The organism is Sphaerochaeta halotolerans, assembly GCF_003429665.1.
In the GTDB taxonomy this organism is placed as follows: Bacteria; Spirochaetota; Spirochaetia; order Sphaerochaetales; family Sphaerochaetaceae; genus Sphaerochaeta; species Sphaerochaeta halotolerans.
This window is the reverse complement of sequence record NZ_QUWK01000015.1, coordinates 23,671-43,924: the sequence shown is the minus strand read 5'-3', so window position 1 is coordinate 43,924 and position 20,254 is coordinate 23,671. Positions and strand designations below refer to the sequence as shown.

The following is a 20,254-nucleotide window of genomic DNA, read 5'->3' as shown; positions in this document are numbered from 1 at the left end:
CCGGGATATTCTTAGTCAAGACTTGTAACAAGAAAGAGCGGTTCCCTAAGGAACCGCTTCTTGAGCCAAAAAAGGGAATTGAACCCTTGACCTGCTCATTACGAGTGAGCTGCTCTACCGCTGAGCTATTTTGGCAACAATCTACTGAAAACAGATGCATTCTACCCGAAACAGGGAAGAAGGTAAAGACGGATTGCGTTTAAAATGCCTGTTCACCTTTACCTTGACCTTCTCCTCGAATGTCGAGTAGGCTTGCGGGTGAAGAGGAATATCGTGAACAGAGAGAGACGGTTCAGAAATACTGTCGCCCAGGAGGTGGTTGTCTTGCTGAATAGAGAGAAACAAGCAGTACGCACCAAAGTTGGGTTAGGATGGCAACCAGATGTTGCCCAATTTTTGTTGGATATGTTTCCTGGTGCCTTGGAGTATGGTTTTGAGCTCAAGGATATTGCGCCATTGGTGAGTGAGAAAGTTATCAACTTCAGTGCGGAGGGCTATGCATTGCTTGATGATGATTATGACTTGGAGGATCTATGATCGTCCTTGGCATTGAAACATCGTGTGATGAATGCAGTGCTTCCCTGGTTGAGGATGGTCATACCATTCTTAGCAATATTATTGCAACCCAAATAGAACTACACAAACCCTATGAGGGAGTTGTCCCTGAATTAGCCAGCCGTCTCCATACCGAATGGATAAGCCAGGTTGTACAATCGGCCTTAGATAAGGCAAATCTTACCGTCAATGACATTGATGCAGTAGCTGTTACCAGCCGACCGGGACTCTTGGGTTCCCTGCTCGTTGGGGTAAGCTTCGCCAAGGGATTTGCTGCTTCCCTCAACCTTCCCTTCATTACCATTGATCATATCAGGGCACATCTGTATGCCTCACAGATTGAACATCCTCTGGAGTATCCCTATCTCGGGGTTCTTGTCTCTGGAGGACATACGGTGATTTGTCGTGTGGATGACTATGACACCATCGAGGTCCTTGGCACAACGATTGACGATGCAATAGGGGAGGCTTTTGATAAAGTTGCCAAGCATTATGGGTTTGGATACCCAGGAGGGGTCGCCATTGACAGGCTTGCCAGAACTGGCAACCCTGTTGCCTTCCTGTTCCCTGGGCCGAAACTCAATGTCATGGACCACCCGTACGATATTTCCTACAGTGGCCTGAAGACTGCGGTCATCAACCAATTGGACAGCTTCTGGGACGGGGAAAGCGAGAAAAGTCCCGAGAATATTGCAGCATCATTCCAACGCGCTGCAGTGAACATGCTGATGAAGCGGGTACGGCAGGCCCTCAAGGAAACAGGGCTCAAGCGATTGAGCGCTGGTGGTGGGGTTGCAGCAAACAGCTACTTGCGAAGTGAGTTGCTCTCTCTACAAGAGGGTGGTTATGGAGTTTCCTTCCCCTCATTGAAACTCTGTACCGACAATGGTGCCATGATAGCAGCCCTTGCCTATCGATATCTCCAGGACGGAATACTGAGTGATTTTTCCGAGGCCCCACATGCCCGGGTTACAGCATTTAAGAAACAATACGCCAAGTGAGAGGGTTCTATGGACACTAACTATGATCTGGACAGTGTAATCAGAAAGGTTCCCGATTTTCCGAAACAGGGAGTCTTGTACTATGACATTACCGGTATTCTAGCAGTACCGGAGGCGTTTCGCTACTGTATCGATCGCCTTGAAGCACTCAGTAGAGGAAGAAATATTGATGCTATAGCTGCGATTGAAGCACGTGGATTTGTGTTTGCGGCTCCCTTGGCCGAACGGCTTTCTCTTCCTCTGATTCTTGTCAGGAAACCAGGGAAATTGCCTAACAAGACGTATAAGAAGCGCTTTGATCTTGAGTATGGCTCAGATATGGTATGTGTCCAGGAAGTTGATATTGTACCGGGAACCAATGTGCTGCTTGTTGATGATTTGATTGCAACCGGGGGTACTCTGCAGGCGGCGGCTGCCATGTTCAAGGAGCATGGAGCCCATGTTGAAGGGTTCCTGGGGGTCATTGGTTTACCGTTCCTTGACTATGAAAAAAACTTGGAAGGACATCCTGTGGACGTCTTGCAGGTCTATCATGGGGAGTAGGGATAAATTCCTGCATGTACTTGACAAAGTATACGCATTTCCGTATTCTACCACAGGATTTTGACATTGGGATGTAGTGTAATGGTAACACTGCAGATTCTGGTTCTGCCTTTGGGGGTTCGAATCCCTCCATCCCAGGTACCGGTTCCTTCGTCTAATGGTTAGGACAGGAGATTCTCAGTCTCTAAATAGGGGTTCGATTCCCCTAGGAACTATAGTTTATATGGAAGGGGCAGCCTTGCAGGTTGCTCTTTTTTTTCGGATACTATGTAAGAGGAACCACAAATTATATGATTACAGTTGCAAACATCGGTCTATCCTACGGTACACAAGTACTCTTCAAGGAAGTCAACATAAAATTCACCCCAGGAAACTGTTATGGGGTGATTGGAGCAAACGGGGCAGGGAAATCCACCTTCCTGAAAATTCTCAGTGGTGAGATTGAAGCCGATAGTGGTGAAGTCATCATCTCCCCCGGCCAGCGAATGGCCGTCCTCAGGCAGGATCACTTTGCCTTCAATGACTATTCCGTGCTTGAAACCGTCATCATGGGGTACGAACAGCTTTACTCAATCATGAAGGAGCGTGATACCCTCTATGCGAAGGAAGATTTCACCGAGGAAGATGGTCTCAGGGCTGCAGAGCTCGAAGGGGAATTCGCCGATCTTGGTGGATGGGAAGCTGAAGCCCAGGCAGCACAGATGCTTGACGGGCTCGGCATCAACACTGAGATGCAGCAGAAGATGATGGCGGACGTGGAAGACAACATCAAGGTCCGTGTTCTCCTTGCTCAGGCTCTTTTCGGTAATCCGGACATCCTGTTGCTTGATGAGCCCACCAACCACCTTGACCTAGAATCCATCCATTGGCTAGAAGATTTCCTCTCCAATTTTGACAATACCGTCATCGTCGTAAGCCATGACCGGCACTTCTTGAATACAGTGTGTACCCATATAGCAGACATTGACTTTGGAAAGATTCAGCTCTATGTCGGCAACTATGATTTCTGGTACCTCTCAAGCCAGCTCGCTGCAAAGCAGATGAAGGATCAGAAGAAACGCAGGGAAGAAAAGATTTCTGAGTTGAAAGAGTTCATCCAACGATTCAGCAGCAACGTGGCAAAGGCAAAACAGGCTACTAGCCGCAAGAAGTTGATCGATAAACTTACCATTGACGATATCAAGCCGTCCAGCAGACGATTCCCCTATGTGGCATTCAAACCGGAGAGGGAGGTAGGCAAGAAGATACTTGAGGTCAAAGGACTGACCAAGACCATTGAGGGAGAGAAGGTATTGGACAACTTCAGCATGGTACTCAATAAAAATGACAAAGTAGCTTTTGTCGGTCCTAACCACTATGCTAAAACCATTCTGTTTGAGATTCTCAGTGGAAACATGGAACCTGATGAAGGTACGTATGAGTGGGGAGTCACCACGAGTCTCTCTTACTTCCCCAAAAACAACGCCCACCTTTTTAATGAGCATATATCCATAACCGATTGGCTCAGAACGTACAGCAGTGACAAGGACGACACCTACATCCGCTCCTTCCTCGGTAGAATGCTTTTCAGTGGTGATGAAGCACTGAAGGATTGTACAGTCCTCAGTGGAGGGGAGAAGGTCCGCGTTGTACTTGCCCGTATAATGCTGGAGCAGGCAAATTGCATAATTCTGGATGAACCGACAAGCCATCTCGACTTGGAGGCTATCACAGCCCTCAATGATGGTTTGATTGAATTCAGTGGCGTCCTGCTCTTCAACAGCCATGACCATCAGTTTGTTGAATCGATTGCAAACCGTATCATCGAGTTCACTCCGTCAGGTGTCATTGACAGGTTGATCGGATTCGAGGATTATTTCAATGACGAATCCATCAAGGTGTTGCGTGATGAGATGTATAGTGGTTCCCATCACGCCATGGCTTTATAAGGAGGTCTTATGCTGCTTGCTGTAGATGTTGGGAATACGAATATCGTGATTGCTGTCCATGATGGGCAGAACTGGATACACTCATACAGGATTTACAGCGACCAAGGAAAGACCAGTGATGAGTATTTTGTAGTTCTGGAGAGCCTGTTGAGTCATTCCCAGGTCTATAAGCATGATATCAACCGTGCTGTAATCAGCTCGGTTGTACCCAACCTGACCAGGTCAATGCAGAAAAATATCATTAGGTTGTTTGATGTTCAACCCTTGATGGTCGACCATACGGTGAACAGCGGGCTGAAGAAGGAGACCATACCTGCCGAACTGGGAACTGACTTGTTGGCAAACCTTGCCCAAGCACACTTCTCATGTCCAGGGCATGCGGTGGTGGTTGTTGACTTTGGAACTGCACTCACCCTGGCGACGGTGGACAGCGATGGTTCTGTGCTGGGAGTTTCCATAGCCCCCGGTCTGGTTACTGCGGTGAACGCCCTCTTTGGGAATACCGCCCAGCTTCCCCAGGTAGAATTGAAAATTCCTCCCTCCGTCCTTGGCAGGAACAGCCAGGACTCAATCAGGAGCGGAATCATGTTTGGTTACGCTGGCATGGTTAAGACCATGGTTGAACGCGTGGAGCAGGAAATTGGCAAAGAGGTCTACGTCATTGCAACCGGTGGCCTGAGCAGGACCATTGCCCCGCTCATCGAGCGGATCAATCAGATTTCCTCCATGCATACCATGGATGGACTCAAGCTCATCCAGGAGCTCAACTAGAAGGTAAACACCCCATCTTCCATGATTACTATCTGTCGCCCATCACGAGTATGGGCGGTTATTTTCATGTCCTGGGAGCCCACCATGAAGTCAACATGCATCAAGCTGGTATTGCAGTGTGCTTCTTGCAGTTGTTCCTTGGTATCCAAGGATGCACCATCTTTCAGTGCCGTGGGGTACCCCTCTCCAAGGGCAAGGTGGCAAGAGGCATTTTCGTCAAGCAGGATTGAGTTGAAAATAAGATTGCTCTTCGCAATGGGGCTGGTCTCATCAACCAAGGCGACTTCTCCAAGTCTTCGGGTACCTTTATCGATGGCAAAGAACTTGTCCAGTGCATCCTGTCCTTTCTTAGCCTGATAGTCAACCACTTTTCCATCCTTGAAAACAAAGCGGACCTCCTCGGTGGTGGTATTCAGTACCTCCACTGGTTTGGTTGTAGTTATGTACCCCTCTGCGCGGAGATTGTCAGGAGTGGTGAAAATCTCCTCAGTAGGAAGATTGGCAAAAAACGCCCTGCCATCGGGGAGCGTCTCACTGCCTCCAGTAAAACGGGCTCTCTCGGTAAAGCCGATTGTCAAATCACTCTTGCTGCTCTGGTAGTGAAGGGTGTCGATCCCAAGTTCATTGAGATAGTCCTGGCGTTTCTGCAAGAGCGATGCCTTTTCCTTCCAAGCCTGCAGCGGATCATCAGCATCGAGGAGCAAGATAGGTTTCAGCACCTTCATTAAGTCATCGGTGGTCGCTCCATCTCCCAGTACTTGTTTTGCCCAGAGCGGACCGGGGGCAACACATACACACCAGGGGAGTTGGTGACGCATCAATTTCTTGGTTTTTGCTTCACTGAACTGCCGTTTGGCCTTTCCTAGGATCTGGTTTTTCCTTCCATCGAGCGGAGCATGGTCAAGCCGCTCTTCCGTGCTGTCGATCCTGATATTGGACCATCCTTCACTGACAAATTCGTAGTCGAATGCCTTGAGGAAATGGGGGTTGAATTTCAAAGCGTCTTCATCCTGATGTTCCAAGCGTGATGCGAGGACATCAAGGTCATCAAGCATCACCTGGACATAGCTGGCGCCATGGCGGTAGGCTGACTTGCTCAGCTCCCTGGCAAAGTAATAGGTACCCGGACCTGTGGTGATGACAACCCCTTTTCCGCTTTGCAAGTTGATTCCCCCACGGATGATCAAGTCAGCATATCGTTCAATTTCTTGTTGGTTCATACCAGTTCTTCCTCCGTGAATATTCCTTCTTCCATTACAGATACTTCTTTCCCATCTTCACTGTGGATCGTCACCGAAAGGTGGCTGTCCCCGATTGGGATCGCCACTCTTACCAAAGAGGTGCAGAGCGCACTTTCCTCAAGATCCTCTTCATTCTGTTGTGTGGTAAGATTATCGAGGGAAAATCCTCCGAGTATAATCACACTTGCCATTTCACGGGCGAAGTGTGGATGAATCGATTTTCCCAGGGAGTGGCTCTCAACCGTGTCATGGTCCGCCAGTGCAATTTCACTGACCCTTTTTGCATCGTCATCCACTGAAAAGAGTGCATCCAGTGCATCCCCTCCTGTCTCGGCTGTATAGTCAGTCACCAATCCCTCTTCCACGGTGAACTGTGCTCCCTTTACTTCCTGCCCAAGTACGTAGAAGGGTCTGGAAGAAGTAAATGTCCCTTTGGCACTCTTCCCGTCAAGAGCGGCATGGAGTGCTTGAACCGGCAAGGAAGAGAAAAACGAACGCTGATTTGCCAGGGTTTGCCTGCCACCAGCCCAGATGGTATCCTTGGCCATGGTAGCTTCCAGTTGCCAACCATCACCGACCATATGGAGCATGCAACGTCCTTGTTTATTCAATTTCTGCTTTCTGTATGCTAAAAGGTTCCCTTGCTCTTCCCAGAAACGGAAGGCATGCTCATCTTCGATGCGATAGATAGCAGTAAAAAGTTTCCACATATCCTCTTCGCTAGCCTGGGCACCAAGCAATTGCAAGGCCCAACGTGGACCTGGGTAGGGAATATTCGCCCAAGGGACAGCAATTCTCCGGTCAAGGAAAACGGGATCAGCAAGCAATCCATATTTCCCCAGGATAGACACCTCATTTGCTACTGTGCTGAGATTGGTTGGGGTTAGGTAGGGGTGCTCGTCAAGGTCTACAATATGGCACATCACCGCTCCTTGTACAGGGGGGCGGAATATTTCCTTCTCAACTGGTTCAATGGGAATGACGTCAACCACCTTCCCATGATTGGTATGTACGATAGTGGCCGTCTGCCTGGTGGCCATAACAGCCTTTTGTGCAAGGAGCCTGGCAAAGGCAAGGGTGCTTGCCTCACTGTTTATGGAGAGGCTGTCTCCTTCTTGTAATTTTAGTTGCACTTCAATGACAAGTCGTGCATAGCGTGTAAGCAATGTTTCCATGAATCCTCCGTTCACGCCCTCCAATATACCAAAAAATACCAGAGGAACATACCCTTAGGGAGAAGAAGGTTTGCAAAGAGCCTATACAGAACAAAGATGAACAAAATTGATATTATTAGAGATATTTAGCACTTTTTTCATGATTCCTCGTGGACAGACCTTCTAGGGGACCCGTATACTGGTTTTGTAGAGAACTGAAACTGCGTGGAGCAAATCGATGGGTTCAAAAAAAGTCTATGTGAATCGCGAACTGAGATGGCTGAGTTTCAATGAACGGGTCTTGATGAGTGCTGAAAACCCGAATATTCCCCTGATGGAGCGATTGAAGTTCATCGGGATATTCTCTTCCAACCTGGATGAATTCTATGCGGTACGGGTAGGATCGATTCATCGTGCCCTTCTTGATCCCGAGCATTACAAACTCAAGGAGAGCGGTAATCCCAAGACCTTGATCAGACAGATTCTCAAGGAAGTGAAACGACTCAATGATCGAATGGATCGGGTGGTTGAGCAACTCTTCAGAACCCTCAGGACACATCATATAGCCATAGTGGATGAAGCAACACTTTCCGATGAGCAGAAACAATTTTTGGAGGGGTTTTTTCGTCATATACTCAGAAACCGGCTGTTTCCCATTCTCCTCGATCCGAAGCTGCCATTTCCTTATCTCAAGCATGTAACGCTCTATCTTGCCGTGCATATGTACCACAGCCATGATCCGAAGGATTTCCGGTATGCCTTGATCGAGGTTCCCAGTGATCTGATCCAGCGGTATGTGGAACTGCCGTCGAGAGGCGGCTGGCATCACTTCATTGCTCTAGAGGACATTATCCGATTCAAGTTGGCGGACATATTCAAGGCATTCAGTTATGACTGTTATGATGCCTATACCATAAAGATCACCCGTGATGGTGAATATGATCTGACTGATGAGATCACCAGGAGCCTTTATGAGAAACTCTCCACGTCCATCAAGCAACGCAGTCAAGGGGACCCGGTTAGGTTTGTCTATGACCGTGAGTTGCCAAAGCCAATGCTTGAATACATCATGGAACATGCACAGCTGAAACAGTGTAGGATTATTATCCCAGGAGGTAGGTACCACAATGCAAGGGATTTGCTTCATTTCCCCAAGGTAGGCAATGACCAGTTGTATTTTGAGGAACAACCTCCCTTGCCCCACCATACTTTGAAGGAGAATCGAAGTCTGCTTGACCAGATAGATGAAAGGGATCACTTGGTGACGTTGCCCTACCAAAGCTATGATTGCATCATAGACCTGTTGCGGGAAGCAGCTCTGGATAGGACGGTCCAGGGGATCAAGATGACGCTCTACCGCGTTCCAGAGAACTCCAGTGTGATCAACGCACTGAGAAATGCGGCAAGAAATGGGAAGGAAATTGTACTGTACCTGGAACTCCAAGCACGGTTTGACGAGGAAATCAACATGCACTGGACCGAGATTCTCACCCGTGAACCCCACATCACGCTGATCAGTGGCGTTGAGGGGATGAAGGTGCACAGCAAGCTTGGTCTCATCACCCGGTACAGTGGAAAGAAGCAGAAGAAGATAGCAATCATTGGGACAGGGAATTTCAACGAGGTGACGGCAAGTCAGTACAGTGACCATCTTCTGCTCACTTCCAATACTAAGCTTACACAAGAGATAGACTTGCTGTTCACTCTTTTGGACCGTGGTTTTGCAGATATCAAGTTCAAGCATCTTATTGTCTCCCCATTCCATACGCGAAAGCGTTTCATCTCATTGATCAAGAAGGAGATGGAGGAAGCGAGGGAGGGCAGGCCTGCAGCAATAACGCTCAAGTTGAACAACCTTGTTGATGAGGGAATGATCAAGCATCTGAGCAAGGCGGAACATAGTGGGGTATCCATTACCTTGATGATCAGGGGAATCTGTTCCATGGCACTCTACCCAGAGCAGAAGAATGTTAGGGGAAAGGCATTGATTGACCGGTATCTTGAGCATACCCGGGTGGTCAAGTTCCACAACAAGGGAAATCCACTATATTTCATTGGGTCTGCGGATTGGATGGAACGTAATCTTGATACCCGTATCGAGGTCATGGTCCCTATCTTTGATGACAGGATCAAGGAAGAGTTGGAATTGTTCCTGCAGGCACATTGGAATGATACAGCTTCTTCCTTCAGCCTGCATGAAGAAAATTTCAATCAGCGTTTACAGTTAGGTGAACCCAATGAGAAACGCGCACAACGGGATCTATATCTCTGGTATCAGAGTCAGTTGGAGGAAAATCTATGAATAACAACGCTCCCTACTATCTGCTACTTGAAACCCAATCTACTCCTGCAAGCTGGGAGCAGGCATTCTCCCCCTACCGGATAGCCTGGAAGGAAGGATCGAGCCCGCTTGAGGGTACCCTGTTTCTGGACGAACAGGCTGTGGGGGAGGTGCGATACTTCCCCGAGGAGTTGCGTCTGGAACTGTTTCCACTCTCCGACACCCAAGATCAGCTTGAAGGACTGCTAGCAGTACCTGCTTTCAGGGAGATGTGCAACAGCCCCATCATTGGATGGTGCGAGAGGCAGGTTGCAATCCTTTCTGAGAATGCTTCAACCTTGGGAGACAGGGAATCCTTGCATGCATTCAGGACAGCATTGTGCAATCTCCGTCTCATGCTTCCTCTTATCGGAAAAACACTTTCCAAGGAGAGGCGAAACGATATGAAACGGTTGCTCAAGAAACTGGTGAAACTTGCAGGGAAAGTTCGCGATGACCAAGTGCTTCTCCAGTTGTTGGAAAAGAAAGGTCTTACACAGGAACAGAAACAACTGAAGGTGAAAAAACACCTGAAAGCACTGAAGAAAGCATATCCCTCCTCCTTTGCTTCAGATATCCAGGAACTCTTGGAGGAGAACAGATTTGCCTTTTCTGGGTATCATCCAAAGGTCTTGGTAGCCAAAGCCCACAGGCGGTTGGTCAAGGCTGTGCACACTGTACACTCTGCAAGGGATGTACAAGCCATGCACAAGGTACGACGACGGGTACGGTCCTTGCTTGCTGTAAGCGAGATGGCCTCAGTGAAACGGGATGAGAAGCTCTACGACCTCGAGAAGATCTTGGGCAAGTGGCATGATCTTATTCTGCTGCAAGATCTACTCCTGAAACAGAAAAAGCCACCCATAGAGTCCTTGAGAGTGTTAGCTGATCTGGAAAAGGAAATACAACATCTTGTGGAGGAGTATCGTCATTTGAGTAGTGAGTACTGGGAGGAGATGGCATGAGAACACTGGCCGTATACAGCATCAAGGGTGGAGTTGGCAAGAGCACCCTCAGTGTGAATCTGGCAGTGCTCTCTGCAATGGCCGGGCAGCGGACCTTGTTGCTCGACCTTGACCCGCTCGGTTCAAGCAGCTATTTGCTGGATGTAAAGCCAAAGAAGAGCCATGATGCCTCTGCGTTGGTAAAGGGGGGGAAGCAACTGACAAAGCAGATTCAGGCTACCAATTTCTCTTCTCTGGATATACTTCCTTCCTCAACAGCATATCGCTATCTTTCCATTCTTTTTGATGCGAAGAAGCACTCTCATCATCGGTTGGAAAAACGACTGGAAGAGTTGATCCCTACCTATGACTTGGTCATTATCGATGCATCACCAACCATGAGCTTGGTCAGTGAGAATGTCTTGTATGCCTCAGATATAGTGTTGGTTCCAGTGGTCCCTACCCCTTTTGCGGTACTTGCATATGAACAATTGTTGGGTGAGTTGGAGCGTTTACAGCAGAAGGATACTCAGGTACATCTGGTAGTTTCCATGCTCGATAGAAGGAAAAAACTGCAGGTGAAGATAGCAGCTGAGTTGTTAGATAGAAGTGAGGCGTTGCAAAGTGTGATTCCTTTCGCGAGTGAGATAGAGAAAATGGGTGAGATACAGAAACCAGTGGTAACAAGCAAACCCAAGGGGAAAGGCGCACTAGCCTTCCGTGGTTTGTATGAGGAATTGGTACCATTTTTGCGTGAACGTTCACCGAGTGAGCATACTGATAAGAAGGAGTAATATCGATGAGCAAGTTGATTGGGATCCTGACCTCTGGTGGAGATACCCCTGGGTTGAATTCAGCCATACGAGCGGTAGGAAAGACGTTGCTACATGAGGGTGGATACACCTTGATCGGTTACCTTGATGGGTACCGTGGATTGATGGAGAATCGGTTTGTTGAACTCAATGATGCATACCTCTCCGGTATAATCACACGGGGTGGTACCATTCTGGGTTCCAGCCGAGACAAGCCCCATAAAATGCCGGTAGGCGGAAAAATCATGGACATGACCGATGTCATAGTGGAAAACTATCATTCGAATCATCTCAGCGGGCTTGTCTGCCTTGGTGGAGGGGGAACCCAGAAGAACTCCTACCGTCTGGCAAATGCTGGATTGAATATCCTGACGCTTCCCAAGACCATCGACAATGATATAATGCATACGGATGTTTCCTTTGGCTATGATACTGCTATGATGATTGCCACCGAGGCAGTCGACCGGTTGCATAGTACCGCCAGCAGTCATCATCGTATCATCATCCTGGAGACAATGGGACACAAAGTGGGATGGCTTGCCCTGGGTGCTGGTATTGCCGGTGGTGCAGATGTCATTCTGCTCCCTGAGATTCCCTATGATGAACAGGTGGTTGCTGATGCAATTCTCAGACGAACCCGAGAAGGGAAGAAGTTCAGTATTGTAGTGGTTGCTGAGGGAGCTATGTCCAAGAGTATGGCAAAGGTTCTAGAAGAGGAAGGTGGCAAGGATAAGGTTGAGGAGATGCTCAAGACCCGTACCCCACAGCTGGCTGCCCACTTGGAGCGACTCACGGGAAGGGAAGCTCGGGTAACCATTCTTGGCTATGTCCAGCGTGGTGGCACTCCAACTCCCTACGATCGATTGCTTTCCACCTCACTGGGAAGTCGTTGTGCCCAGGAGATTATGAAGGACAAGTGGGGTAACATGATGGCAGTCCAAAACAACAGGCTTGTGACAGTTCCTTTGGAGAAAGTCGCTGGTCCGGTCAAATATATTCCCAAGGACCACTACCTACTTACCTGTGTCAAGGATATCGGGGTATGTCTGGGCTCCTGAGTACCAAAAGAGACTACACAGGCCCATGTGCAAAGACGAGACTCTGAAGGGTTGTTTCCTGGTAATTTGAGAGTCTTATGTTTAGGTTATGTATCGAGATTACTTTCAAGAAACGCTAGGAAAAAGGGCATAGCAATATTAATCTCCCATATGAATACCTTCTATGGGGGAATAGCTGTATCCGTGGGAGAATATCCCCAAGAAAAGCAGAAGGCAACCAGCGATAAGGTAACACTACCTGTGTATTTCAATAAAAACTTGAATTAGCTATGACGATACGAATGGTAAATTCAACTGCAGAGCGTTTCTGGATTGTGTATCCTTTCTTTCACGAATAACGTCATCCTCGGTGATCTTGCTACAGAGGATTGGAGAGAATGCATCATAATGCTCTCGGTTTTGTAGAAGTGCTTCGTTGTTGAAAGAGGCATAACAGTATTTGCATCCATGCATACAGGTGTTGTTCAGGCCTATATCCACACTTGGCACACAAGAGCATGCTGCTCTTTGGTTAGCATCTTTCTTAAGGTGAAGAGGTTTTCCAGAGATTCGAGAAATCAGGGCATCATCAATGCATTTCCCATGACTGATGCCATAGGTCGATAGATCTATGGCTTCAGCACAGGTTTCGAGGGTAATGCCATTCTCACTAGCAATGCCCGAAAACGCTCTTGCAATTGTATGCATTTCATTGAAATCTGGTGCTCGATACCCCAAGGCACTCATTGCCCTGGAAATTCTTTTGGGGAAATCGATAAAACTAATAACGCAACGCTGAGTTGCATCCTTCAGCTTTTCTGCGAGGGCGATAAAATGTTGGATATGATATGACACCGTATATCTGTCAGTAAGAAGCATTGGATCGTATCTCCAGATCACACGTTCCTTTCCAATTCTCTCAGAAAGGTGCATGAATGTATTGACCAACGATACGTGTTTGCTTGCCAGTCCAGGTTCTACATCTGCCTCATATGCATTGAGCGTAAACTGGAAATAGTAATGATATGCTTCCAGTTCTTTCAGTCTTACAATGAGTGGGGCAGGGTTCTTTGTCCAGAAGACAATACAATCAATGAGTTCAGGAGACAAATCTATCTTACTGACCTGCCTTGGATTGATGGGATTTCTGGAAAGGACATACCGTTCCTTGATTCTGTTCAGGAACCAATCCGTATAGAATGCAGGAATATCGGTTCTTCTGCTTGCACTGAGTATCATTCTCTATCTAACGTACACGCTCTTGGCAGAAATCACAATATTTTAGGGTAGATGGACTGGAGGTTTCGGCCTAACTGATCCACTCAATTCACTCAAATTTAGGCACCACTATGTATTAGGAGGTAAAACTCTTACAAGTTATTCAAATTCGTGAAACTGGGTATCCACTTGACTTAGGTTGCAACTATATATAGAGGTCTATCAGTTTCCGCTTTTTTCAATCAGTTGCCATAGGAAGTCGATTTGATGCATATCGCATTCTCCAACAACCGGTAGAACAGTTTCTCATGTGAGGTTGAGATCCTTTCTATTGACCTTAAACCTAAATATAAACTTATCTAAATAGTACCCCTTATGCTTTCTACTCACCGCACCCTGATGTTTCCCCAATATCTATTCTCTGATATTTGATTTGATGACCTCATGGAAATACACTGGCTGTAGCGTGTACATGAGTCAAGTAGATACCCAGTTTGAAATATATTGAGTGTGGATCAGAAAATATTAACAACTTTCAGAGCAGTGTTTTTGGCATATTTATCACATATATAAATATTTATATTGAGAAAATATGTATACGGATATAGAATAAATATATGCTATTGGCGACAAACATAAGAGGAGGAGAATATTAATGTGGTTTTTAATTCTATTCGCAATCGTGTTTGTTTTAGTATTAGCTTTTAAATCAAATAAGAAAGAAGAAACTATAACCAGGACGGATCAAGAAACAGGTAAAACGATAGTAGAAAAGAGAACTATTAATACTCCGAGTGCTGGCCAGACAGCTGCAAGAGGAGTTCTATGGATCATTGGCATAATTATTATGATTTTTATTCTTTTAATTGTTATAGGTGCAATGATGTATTGATTGCATTTACCAAGAACCATAATATTAAGAAATAGAAGGGGCTAGGTTATTACCGGAAAGAAGTTGAGCATCGAATCCTGCACAAGTTGTACAAATTCCAGTGCAACCTACATCTGGATATGCACGAGTGACCTGCAGTTAAAGCCTTGAGAACACTTCCCTTATTGATGTACACTTTGTAGAATAGTAGCCTTTATTTTGCTTCTTCTGAAAACTCTCACAAGTGAGTAAATTACTGGCTGTTGATAAAGCAAGAGCGCCACGAATACAACTGATGTAGAATCTGATGTAAGTCAAGCAAACCACAGGACAAGAAAAAACCCACACAGTGTAGTGTGGGCTATTCAATTCTTTATAGTGTAAGTGGTTCTTATCTAGAGCGCCCTACGGGAGTCGAACCCGCTTCTTCAGCTTGGAAGGCTGAGGTAATACCATTATACGAAAGGCGCTTACTCTGTATTCATGTATATAAAACATTCTGGAATTTGCGTCAAGTACCTCCAGTTGACAGAGGGAGCACAACACTGGTACAAGTATCATAGAAACAGTTAAGCGAGGATTAAAAGCGTGGGACAACGTGGAGAAGTGTATTCAACAAGACTTGTAAAAAATGACAGGACTTATTTCTTTAATGTAAAAGAGAACATCTATGGGGACATGTTCCTCAATCTGGTGGAAAGCAAAGGTACTCCCGACAACGATCGATACATTAGACAATCGATTATCGTCTACCAAGAAGATTTGGGAGAATTTTTGAAAGAACTGCAGAAATCCTTGGATTTCCTCAAGCAGAACGCAAAAAAAGACTAATAGAGGGCAGCCGATTGGCTGCCTTTTTCGTCTTCCTAGAAGAGCGTCTGCTGTTCATCGCGCTTTCTTGAGTTTTCTTGCTTGATGGAAAATGTTTTCCTATGAATAGGAGAGAGCCCGTAGAGCAGACAGGCTTCCCTATGTTCCTTGGTAGGATACCCCTTGTGCTTAGCAAAATGGTAGAGTGGCCACTTTGCATCGCAGAGCACCATATAACGGTCTCGTTGGTTCTTTGCCAGAATGGAGGCTGCCATGATTTCAGGAATTGTAGCATCCCCCCTAACGATTGCCTGTACAGTACAGTCCAGAGTGGGCTTTTGGTTACCATCAACAAGTGCAGTATCGATTGAAATGTGTGTTTTTACTTTCTCATAGGCCCGTTTCATGGCAAGTAAGGAAGCCTGAAGGATGTTGATCTTGTCAATCTCCTGTGCAGTTGCACAGGCAACAGCCCAGGCAAGAGCCTGCTCCTTGATAATGATTTCAGCTTCTAAGCGTTGTTTTTCAGAGAGTTGCTTTGAATCGCCAAGGATTTCAATGGGAAAACCTGCAGGGAGTACTACCGCAGCTGCCACAACAGGACCGGCTAGCGGACCTCGTCCAGCTTCATCCAAGCCACAGACAACTCCCTTTTCATCGTTCAGGTCGAACAGCATTGATTCCATACAGCACCTCCTACTTTTTCCCAAAGCCAACTTATGCTATAATCGCACGGAATACTACGTCAAGCAAAAAGAGGGTGTAATTTGTTTCTAAAAAGCTTGGAACTATATGGCTTCAAATCTTTTCCCGATAAGGTTAGTTTGGAATTTGCCGATGGAATCACCAGCTTGCTGGGTCCCAATGGGTGTGGCAAGAGCAATATTGTAGATGCCATCAAATGGGTTTTGGGTGAACAGTCTACCAAGACCCTGCGTGCAGGAAAGATGGAAGATGTAATATTCAATGGAACAGACAATCGTAAACCCCTCCAGGTTGCAGAAGTCTCTTTGGTAATCTCAAACGAAGAACACCATCTTCCGCTTGATGACCCTGAAGTTGAAATCAAACGAAGAATATTTCGTACTGGAGAGAGCGAGTATTACCTTAACAAGAACCGTGTCTTGCTCAAGAATATCAGGGAACTTTTCTTCGATACAGGAGTCGGCAAGAGCGCATATTCCATTCTGGAGCAGGGCAAAATCGACCAGATTCTCTCATCGAAACCTGAGGACCGACGATTTATCTTTGAAGAGGCTGCTGGTATTTCTCGTTTCAAAGTCCAGAGTCAGGAAGCAGAGCGGAAACTTGTACGGACTGATGAGAATATTCTCCAGGTGGAAACCATTCTCAAGGAAGTAAAGAGAACCTACGAAACCAAGAAAAACCAGGCAGCAAAAGCAATCAGCTATCGAGAGCTTAAAGCAGAACAGTTTTCCCTGGAAGTTGATGTACAGTTGTCAACGCTCAAATCCTTCCTCCTATTGCGAGAGAACAAAATTGAGCAGAAACAGCGCTCAGAAGAAGCCTATGCATCGCAAAGAGGCTCTCTTACAGAATTTGACCAAGAGATTGAGCAACTGCAGGAACAACTCCGCTCCCTTGGGACACAGCGAATCAGCAAGCAGACCGAACTGCAAAGACTGGATGAAGCGACCAAAGGCAGATCGGATAAGCTTGACCTGCTGACCCAACGCTTCCGTGATTTTCTGCAACAGAAAGATCAGGCTGGAGCACGCGCCGAATTGATTCAGGAACATATCGAGCGTGATACCGACGAGATTGACCAGAAACTTACCGATATTGCCATCCTTGAGGAGTCAATCGAACAACTGCAGGCAGAGACTGAACAGAACCAGAAATCCTTGGAACAAACGAGAACCTTGATCAGTAACCAGAATACCGAAATTCTCGATCTTGAGGATGCAAACAACCGCTTTAATGCCGATAGCGACTCGCTCTCCCAGAGAATCAAGGAGTTGGGTGATGTCATCGTCGTACAACTTGAAGAAAAACTGAAACAAAGTGGATACACCCTTGAAAACAAGGAAAAGGCAAGAACTGCCTTGCTCAAAAGTATCGAGCATCTCAAAGGCCGTATTGCTGAGGAACAAACCTTTCTTGCTACACTGAAGCAGACTGGAATATCATCAGAGGACCTCCTGAATAGACAGGCACAGTTCCAGGGAGCACTACTGAAGGACCTTACTCAGGTTCAGTCTCTCTTTGACTCATACGAGGCAATGCAGCCGACCTTTCTTGATGAACTCATCTCAGATGAGGGGACCATAAGCGAGAAACGCAGACTTGACCAGGAAATGGGCAACCTGAGAAAACAGATGCAAATTAATCGTGAGAGGATTGCATATCTCAGGGAGGAGAACCAAAACCTCACAATGGCAATGGAGCGGTACCAGGAAGCCATCAGTGACCAGAAGGTTGCAATGAACCAACTTCTGACCCAGAAGCAGGGAGCCAAGGAGTGGGTCTCGAAACTCCAACGTTCCCTTACTGAGCAGGAGTATCAATATAAGGATGCACTGAAACTCAGTGAAACCGCCCAAGAGAGAATCTATGAAACACAGGAAGATATTCGAAGTGTTGAGGCTGAACTAGGACAGATAAAAGAACGGATTGCTGTTCTGAATGCAGAACTCAAGGATCTGGTGGTAGTCATTGAGGAACAAAGCAGAATCATCCGGGAAAAGCAAGAACAGAAAAATACCTCTTATGAACAACTGCAGACTCTCAGGACAGAGAAGGAAAAGCTGGAACTGCAGATTGACCAACTTGCCACCAATATCACCGGTGTATACACCACATTCTTTGAGAACTATGGCAAAAGTTTGAAAGAGTTCGAGAATCGCATGGAGGATGAAGTTCCCGATATCCCTGTTTTGAAGAGCCGCCTGGAGGAAGTCAGGCGGAAGATTGATGGAATGGGATACATCAACCAGATGGCTGAAGAAGAGTATGCTGAGGTAAAGGAACAATACGATTTCCTGAGCAAGCAATTGGATGACCTATACAGGGCCAAGAATGATTTGGATACTGTCATCACACAGATCAAGACCCGTAGTGAAGAGCTCTTCATTGCCTCCTACAAACAGATTGCACATAACTTCCAGGAGATGTTCCGTCGTCTGTTCGGGGGCGGTAAAGCCGAACTCACCCTGGTAGATCCTGACAATGTCTTGGAGAGTGGCATTGACATCCTGGCTCAGCCTCCAGGAAAAAAACTAACCCATCTCTCGCTCTTGAGTGGTGGGGAGCGGTCGATGACAGCTGTAGCACTGTTGTTTGCGACGTATCAGGTAAAGCCGTCTCCTTTCTGTGTCCTTGATGAGATTGATGCAGCTCTCGACGACCGGAATATCGGGTATTTTCTCTCTGTGTTGGATGAATTCGCCATGAAGAGCCAATTCATCATCATCACCCATAATAAGCACACCGTCATGGGAAGTCAGACCCTTTTGGGGGTTACTCAGATGGAACCAGGGGTTTCCAGCATGGTCAGTTACAAGATCGGCAATGTAGCCGGCGAGGATGTAATCCTCAATGACGACCAGGAGCTGGTTACCATAGAAGAATAAGTTGCATTTTACACCACTCCTTGACAGGAAAGTCGGGTGTACGGTATAAGATGTAACTTGAACGAAAACGACAATAGAGTAAGGTAATGTTTGATTCAATAAGTGATAAGTTCTCCGGCATCATGCGCAGTCTTGCCGGAAAGTCCAAGATAACAGAGAAGAACGTCCAGGAAGCCGTCGAAGAAATCAAGATGGCCTTGCTGGACGCTGACGTGAACCTCCGGGTTGTCAGACGCTTCATCAATGGGACCATGGAAGAAGCCACAGGGGAGAAAGTCCTCAAGGCCGTCGACCCTGGTCAACAGTTCGTGAAGATTGTCTATGATCGGATGGTCGCTCTGCTTGGGGACGAGGAGAACCAGAAGCTTCTGCTCAAGGGTCCTGATACAACCAGTGTCATTTTGATGATGGGTCTCCAGGGTTCTGGTAAGACCACAACTGCCGCTAAGCTGGCTTTACGTCTGAAAAAAGAAGGCCGTCGCGTTATGCTTGTTGCTGCCGACTTGGTCCGACCAGCTGCTATCCTGCAGCTTCAGGTGCTTGGTGAGGCAGTAGGGGTACCCGTATTCAGCCTTGAAGGGGAGAAGAACCCTGCAAAGGTTGCCAAGGCCGCTCTTGCCCAGGCAAAGAAAGACCAGAGGGATGTACTAATTGTCGACACCAGTGGACGTATGCACCTTGATGAGACCCTTATGGATGAGATTCAAAAGGTCCGAGATGCAATTTCCCCTGATGAAACACTGTTCGTTGCGGATGCGATGACAGGCCAGAATGCTGTCACCATTGCCAAGGAGTTCGAACAGAAGGTTGGGATCAGCGGTGTTGTTCTCAGCAAGTTTGATAGTGATACACGTGGTGGCGCTGCGCTTTCCCTGCGTTCAGTGGTCGGCAAGCCAATCAAGTTCATCGGTGTTGGTGAGAAGGTTGAGGATCTCGATCCGTTCTATCCATACCGTATTGCAAGTAGAATACTCGGGATGGGCGATATTGTCTCTCTGGTTGAGAAAGCCCAGAGTGTCGTTGATGAGAATGCGGCAATTCGTATGCAGGAGAAGATGGCAAAGAACACCTTCGATCTGCAGGACTACCTTGACCAGTTGAACTCCATGGATAAGATGGGTTCGATTGACCAACTCCTGGAAATGATTCCCGGGGCAAAGGGCCAGGTAAGCGAAGATGATGTGAATACAGAGGAAATTAGGCGAGAGAAAGCAATTATCCTCTCAATGACCTATGCGGAACGATCGAATTACCATATAATGGGACCGACGAGACGCAAGCGCGTTGCCAAAGGAAGTGGGACTACTGTTTCCGATGTAAATCGCTTGTTGAAAAAGTTTGAGAAAATGCGACTTACGATGAAGAAGTTAGCAAAAAATAAAAAATACCAGGCTGAAATGCTTAAACAGATGGGTATGTAGAGTTGAATTCGTAGGAGGAATTGACGTGAGCACAA

General features: G+C 46.8%; 17 protein-coding genes and 4 tRNA genes. 15 read left to right on the top strand and 6 right to left on the bottom strand.

Annotated elements, in window-relative coordinates; translation table 11 throughout:
* Positions 1-63: 63 nt before the first annotated feature.
* Positions 64-135 (bottom strand) — tRNA-Thr (locus DYP60_RS12340).
* A gap of 138 nt (positions 136-273) precedes the next feature.
* Between DYP60_RS12340 and DYP60_RS12335 the strand changes: the two genes are divergently transcribed.
* The 7 genes from DYP60_RS12335 to DYP60_RS12305 all read left to right on the top strand — a co-directional run bounded on the left by DYP60_RS12335 (position 274) and on the right by DYP60_RS12305 (position 4,798).
* Positions 274-537 (top strand): hypothetical protein, encoded by a 264-nt coding sequence (locus DYP60_RS12335; protein WP_117331328.1) that lies wholly within the window; start codon positions 274-276, stop codon positions 535-537.
* Positions 534-1,556, top strand: coding sequence for a tRNA (adenosine(37)-N6)-threonylcarbamoyltransferase complex transferase subunit TsaD (gene tsaD, locus DYP60_RS12330; protein WP_117331320.1), 1,023 nt, complete (start codon positions 534-536; stop codon positions 1,554-1,556). Before DYP60_RS12335 ends, tsaD begins: the two co-directional genes overlap by 4 nt.
* Before the next feature lie 9 nt (positions 1,557-1,565).
* A complete protein-coding gene (locus DYP60_RS12325; RefSeq protein WP_117331319.1) occupies positions 1,566-2,099 on the top strand; it encodes an adenine phosphoribosyltransferase in 534 nt (177 codons plus the stop codon).
* Positions 2,100-2,166: 67 nt separating this feature from the next.
* Positions 2,167-2,237 (top strand) — tRNA-Gln (locus DYP60_RS12320).
* A 5-nt stretch (positions 2,238-2,242) separates the two neighbouring features.
* Positions 2,243-2,314: transfer RNA gene (locus DYP60_RS12315), tRNA-Glu, on the top strand.
* A 75-nt stretch (positions 2,315-2,389) separates the two neighbouring features.
* Positions 2,390-4,027, top strand: a complete 1,638-nt coding sequence (locus tag DYP60_RS12310; RefSeq protein ID WP_117331318.1) for an ABC-F family ATP-binding cassette domain-containing protein — start codon at positions 2,390-2,392, stop codon at positions 4,025-4,027.
* 9 nt (positions 4,028-4,036) lie between these two features.
* Entirely contained in the window at positions 4,037-4,798 is a 762-nt protein-coding gene (locus DYP60_RS12305) for a type III pantothenate kinase (protein ID WP_117331317.1), read from the top strand.
* On the opposite strand, the gene DYP60_RS12300 is transcribed toward DYP60_RS12305, so the two are convergent.
* Positions 4,795-6,018 carry an aminopeptidase gene (locus tag DYP60_RS12300; protein ID WP_117331316.1) on the bottom strand — a complete coding sequence of 408 codons (1,224 nt, stop codon included), beginning with the start codon at positions 6,016-6,018 and terminating at the stop codon, positions 4,795-4,797. The genes DYP60_RS12305 and DYP60_RS12300 overlap by 4 nt on opposite strands.
* Positions 6,015-7,214: an aminopeptidase gene (locus DYP60_RS12295; RefSeq protein ID WP_117331315.1), complete on the bottom strand. Its 1,200-nt coding sequence runs from the start codon at positions 7,212-7,214 to the stop codon at positions 6,015-6,017. Before DYP60_RS12295 ends, DYP60_RS12300 begins: the two co-directional genes overlap by 4 nt.
* A gap of 217 nt (positions 7,215-7,431) precedes the next feature.
* Between DYP60_RS12295 and ppk1 the strand changes: the two genes are divergently transcribed.
* Genes ppk1 through DYP60_RS12275 form a run of 4 tightly spaced genes read left to right on the top strand, consistent with a single transcriptional unit; the run spans position 7,432 to position 12,327 of the window.
* Positions 7,432-9,495, top strand: a complete 2,064-nt coding sequence (gene ppk1 / locus DYP60_RS12290; protein WP_117331314.1) for a polyphosphate kinase 1 — start codon at positions 7,432-7,434, stop codon at positions 9,493-9,495.
* Positions 9,492-10,478: a CHAD domain-containing protein gene (locus DYP60_RS12285; protein ID WP_117331313.1), complete on the top strand. Its 987-nt coding sequence runs from the start codon at positions 9,492-9,494 to the stop codon at positions 10,476-10,478. Before ppk1 ends, DYP60_RS12285 begins: the two co-directional genes overlap by 4 nt.
* The gene (locus tag DYP60_RS12280) at positions 10,475-11,251 is read left to right on the top strand and encodes a ParA family protein (RefSeq protein ID WP_117331312.1); all 777 of its coding nucleotides are present in this window, start codon (positions 10,475-10,477) and stop codon (positions 11,249-11,251) included. Before DYP60_RS12285 ends, DYP60_RS12280 begins: the two co-directional genes overlap by 4 nt.
* A gap of 5 nt (positions 11,252-11,256) precedes the next feature.
* Positions 11,257-12,327, top strand: coding sequence for a 6-phosphofructokinase (locus tag DYP60_RS12275; RefSeq protein ID WP_117331311.1), 1,071 nt, complete (start codon positions 11,257-11,259; stop codon positions 12,325-12,327).
* 267 nt (positions 12,328-12,594) lie between these two features.
* Here the strand turns inward: DYP60_RS12275 and DYP60_RS12270 are convergent, their stop codons facing one another.
* Entirely contained in the window at positions 12,595-13,545 is a 951-nt protein-coding gene (locus DYP60_RS12270; protein WP_117331310.1) for a DUF1848 domain-containing protein, read from the bottom strand.
* Between the two features lie 634 nt (positions 13,546-14,179).
* On the opposite strand from DYP60_RS12270, the gene DYP60_RS12265 reads away from it, so the two are divergent.
* The gene (locus tag DYP60_RS12265; RefSeq protein WP_117331309.1) at positions 14,180-14,416 is read left to right on the top strand and encodes a hypothetical protein; all 237 of its coding nucleotides are present in this window, start codon (positions 14,180-14,182) and stop codon (positions 14,414-14,416) included.
* A gap of 378 nt (positions 14,417-14,794) precedes the next feature.
* Here the strand turns inward: DYP60_RS12265 and DYP60_RS12260 are convergent.
* Positions 14,795-14,865, bottom strand: a tRNA-Gly gene (locus DYP60_RS12260).
* A gap of 118 nt (positions 14,866-14,983) precedes the next feature.
* On the opposite strand from DYP60_RS12260, the gene DYP60_RS12255 reads away from it, so the two are divergent.
* Positions 14,984-15,226 carry a DUF3276 family protein gene (locus DYP60_RS12255; protein WP_117331308.1) on the top strand — a complete coding sequence of 81 codons (243 nt, stop codon included), beginning with the start codon at positions 14,984-14,986 and terminating at the stop codon, positions 15,224-15,226.
* Positions 15,227-15,261: 35 nt separating this feature from the next.
* Here the strand turns inward: DYP60_RS12255 and DYP60_RS12250 are convergent, their stop codons facing one another.
* A complete protein-coding gene (locus tag DYP60_RS12250; protein ID WP_117331307.1) occupies positions 15,262-15,891 on the bottom strand; it encodes a ribonuclease HII in 630 nt (209 codons plus the stop codon).
* A gap of 81 nt (positions 15,892-15,972) precedes the next feature.
* On the opposite strand from DYP60_RS12250, the gene DYP60_RS12245 reads away from it, so the two are divergent.
* A complete protein-coding gene (locus DYP60_RS12245; protein WP_117331306.1) occupies positions 15,973-18,798 on the top strand; it encodes a chromosome segregation SMC family protein in 2,826 nt (941 codons plus the stop codon).
* Between the two features lie 86 nt (positions 18,799-18,884).
* Positions 18,885-20,219, top strand: coding sequence for a signal recognition particle protein (gene ffh / locus DYP60_RS12240; RefSeq protein ID WP_117331305.1), 1,335 nt, complete (start codon positions 18,885-18,887; stop codon positions 20,217-20,219).
* Positions 20,220-20,254 lie beyond the last annotated feature (35 nt).

Excerpts from the sequence above, each read along its gene's own strand:
- tsaD (WP_117331320.1), top strand. The coding sequence starts at position 534 with ATGATCGTCCTTGGCATTGAAACATCGTGTGATGAATGCAGTGCTTCC.
- DYP60_RS12325 (WP_117331319.1), top strand. The coding sequence starts at position 1,566 with ATGGACACTAACTATGATCTGGACAGTGTAATCAGAAAGGTTCCCGAT.
- DYP60_RS12310 (WP_117331318.1), top strand. The coding sequence starts at position 2,390 with ATGATTACAGTTGCAAACATCGGTCTATCCTACGGTACACAAGTACTC.
- DYP60_RS12305 (WP_117331317.1), top strand. The coding sequence starts at position 4,037 with ATGCTGCTTGCTGTAGATGTTGGGAATACGAATATCGTGATTGCTGTC.
- DYP60_RS12300 (WP_117331316.1), bottom strand. The coding sequence starts at position 6,018 with ATGAACCAACAAGAAATTGAACGATATGCTGACTTGATCATCCGTGGG.
- DYP60_RS12295 (WP_117331315.1), bottom strand. The coding sequence starts at position 7,214 with ATGGAAACATTGCTTACACGCTATGCACGACTTGTCATTGAAGTGCAA.
- ppk1 (WP_117331314.1), top strand. The coding sequence starts at position 7,432 with ATGGGTTCAAAAAAAGTCTATGTGAATCGCGAACTGAGATGGCTGAGT.
- DYP60_RS12285 (WP_117331313.1), top strand. The coding sequence starts at position 9,492 with ATGAATAACAACGCTCCCTACTATCTGCTACTTGAAACCCAATCTACT.
- DYP60_RS12280 (WP_117331312.1), top strand. The coding sequence starts at position 10,475 with ATGAGAACACTGGCCGTATACAGCATCAAGGGTGGAGTTGGCAAGAGC.
- DYP60_RS12275 (WP_117331311.1), top strand. The coding sequence starts at position 11,257 with ATGAGCAAGTTGATTGGGATCCTGACCTCTGGTGGAGATACCCCTGGG.
- DYP60_RS12270 (WP_117331310.1), bottom strand. The coding sequence starts at position 13,545 with ATGATACTCAGTGCAAGCAGAAGAACCGATATTCCTGCATTCTATACG.
- DYP60_RS12265 (WP_117331309.1), top strand. The coding sequence starts at position 14,180 with ATGTGGTTTTTAATTCTATTCGCAATCGTGTTTGTTTTAGTATTAGCT.
- DYP60_RS12250 (WP_117331307.1), bottom strand. The coding sequence starts at position 15,891 with ATGGAATCAATGCTGTTCGACCTGAACGATGAAAAGGGAGTTGTCTGT.
- ffh (WP_117331305.1), top strand. The coding sequence starts at position 18,885 with ATGTTTGATTCAATAAGTGATAAGTTCTCCGGCATCATGCGCAGTCTT.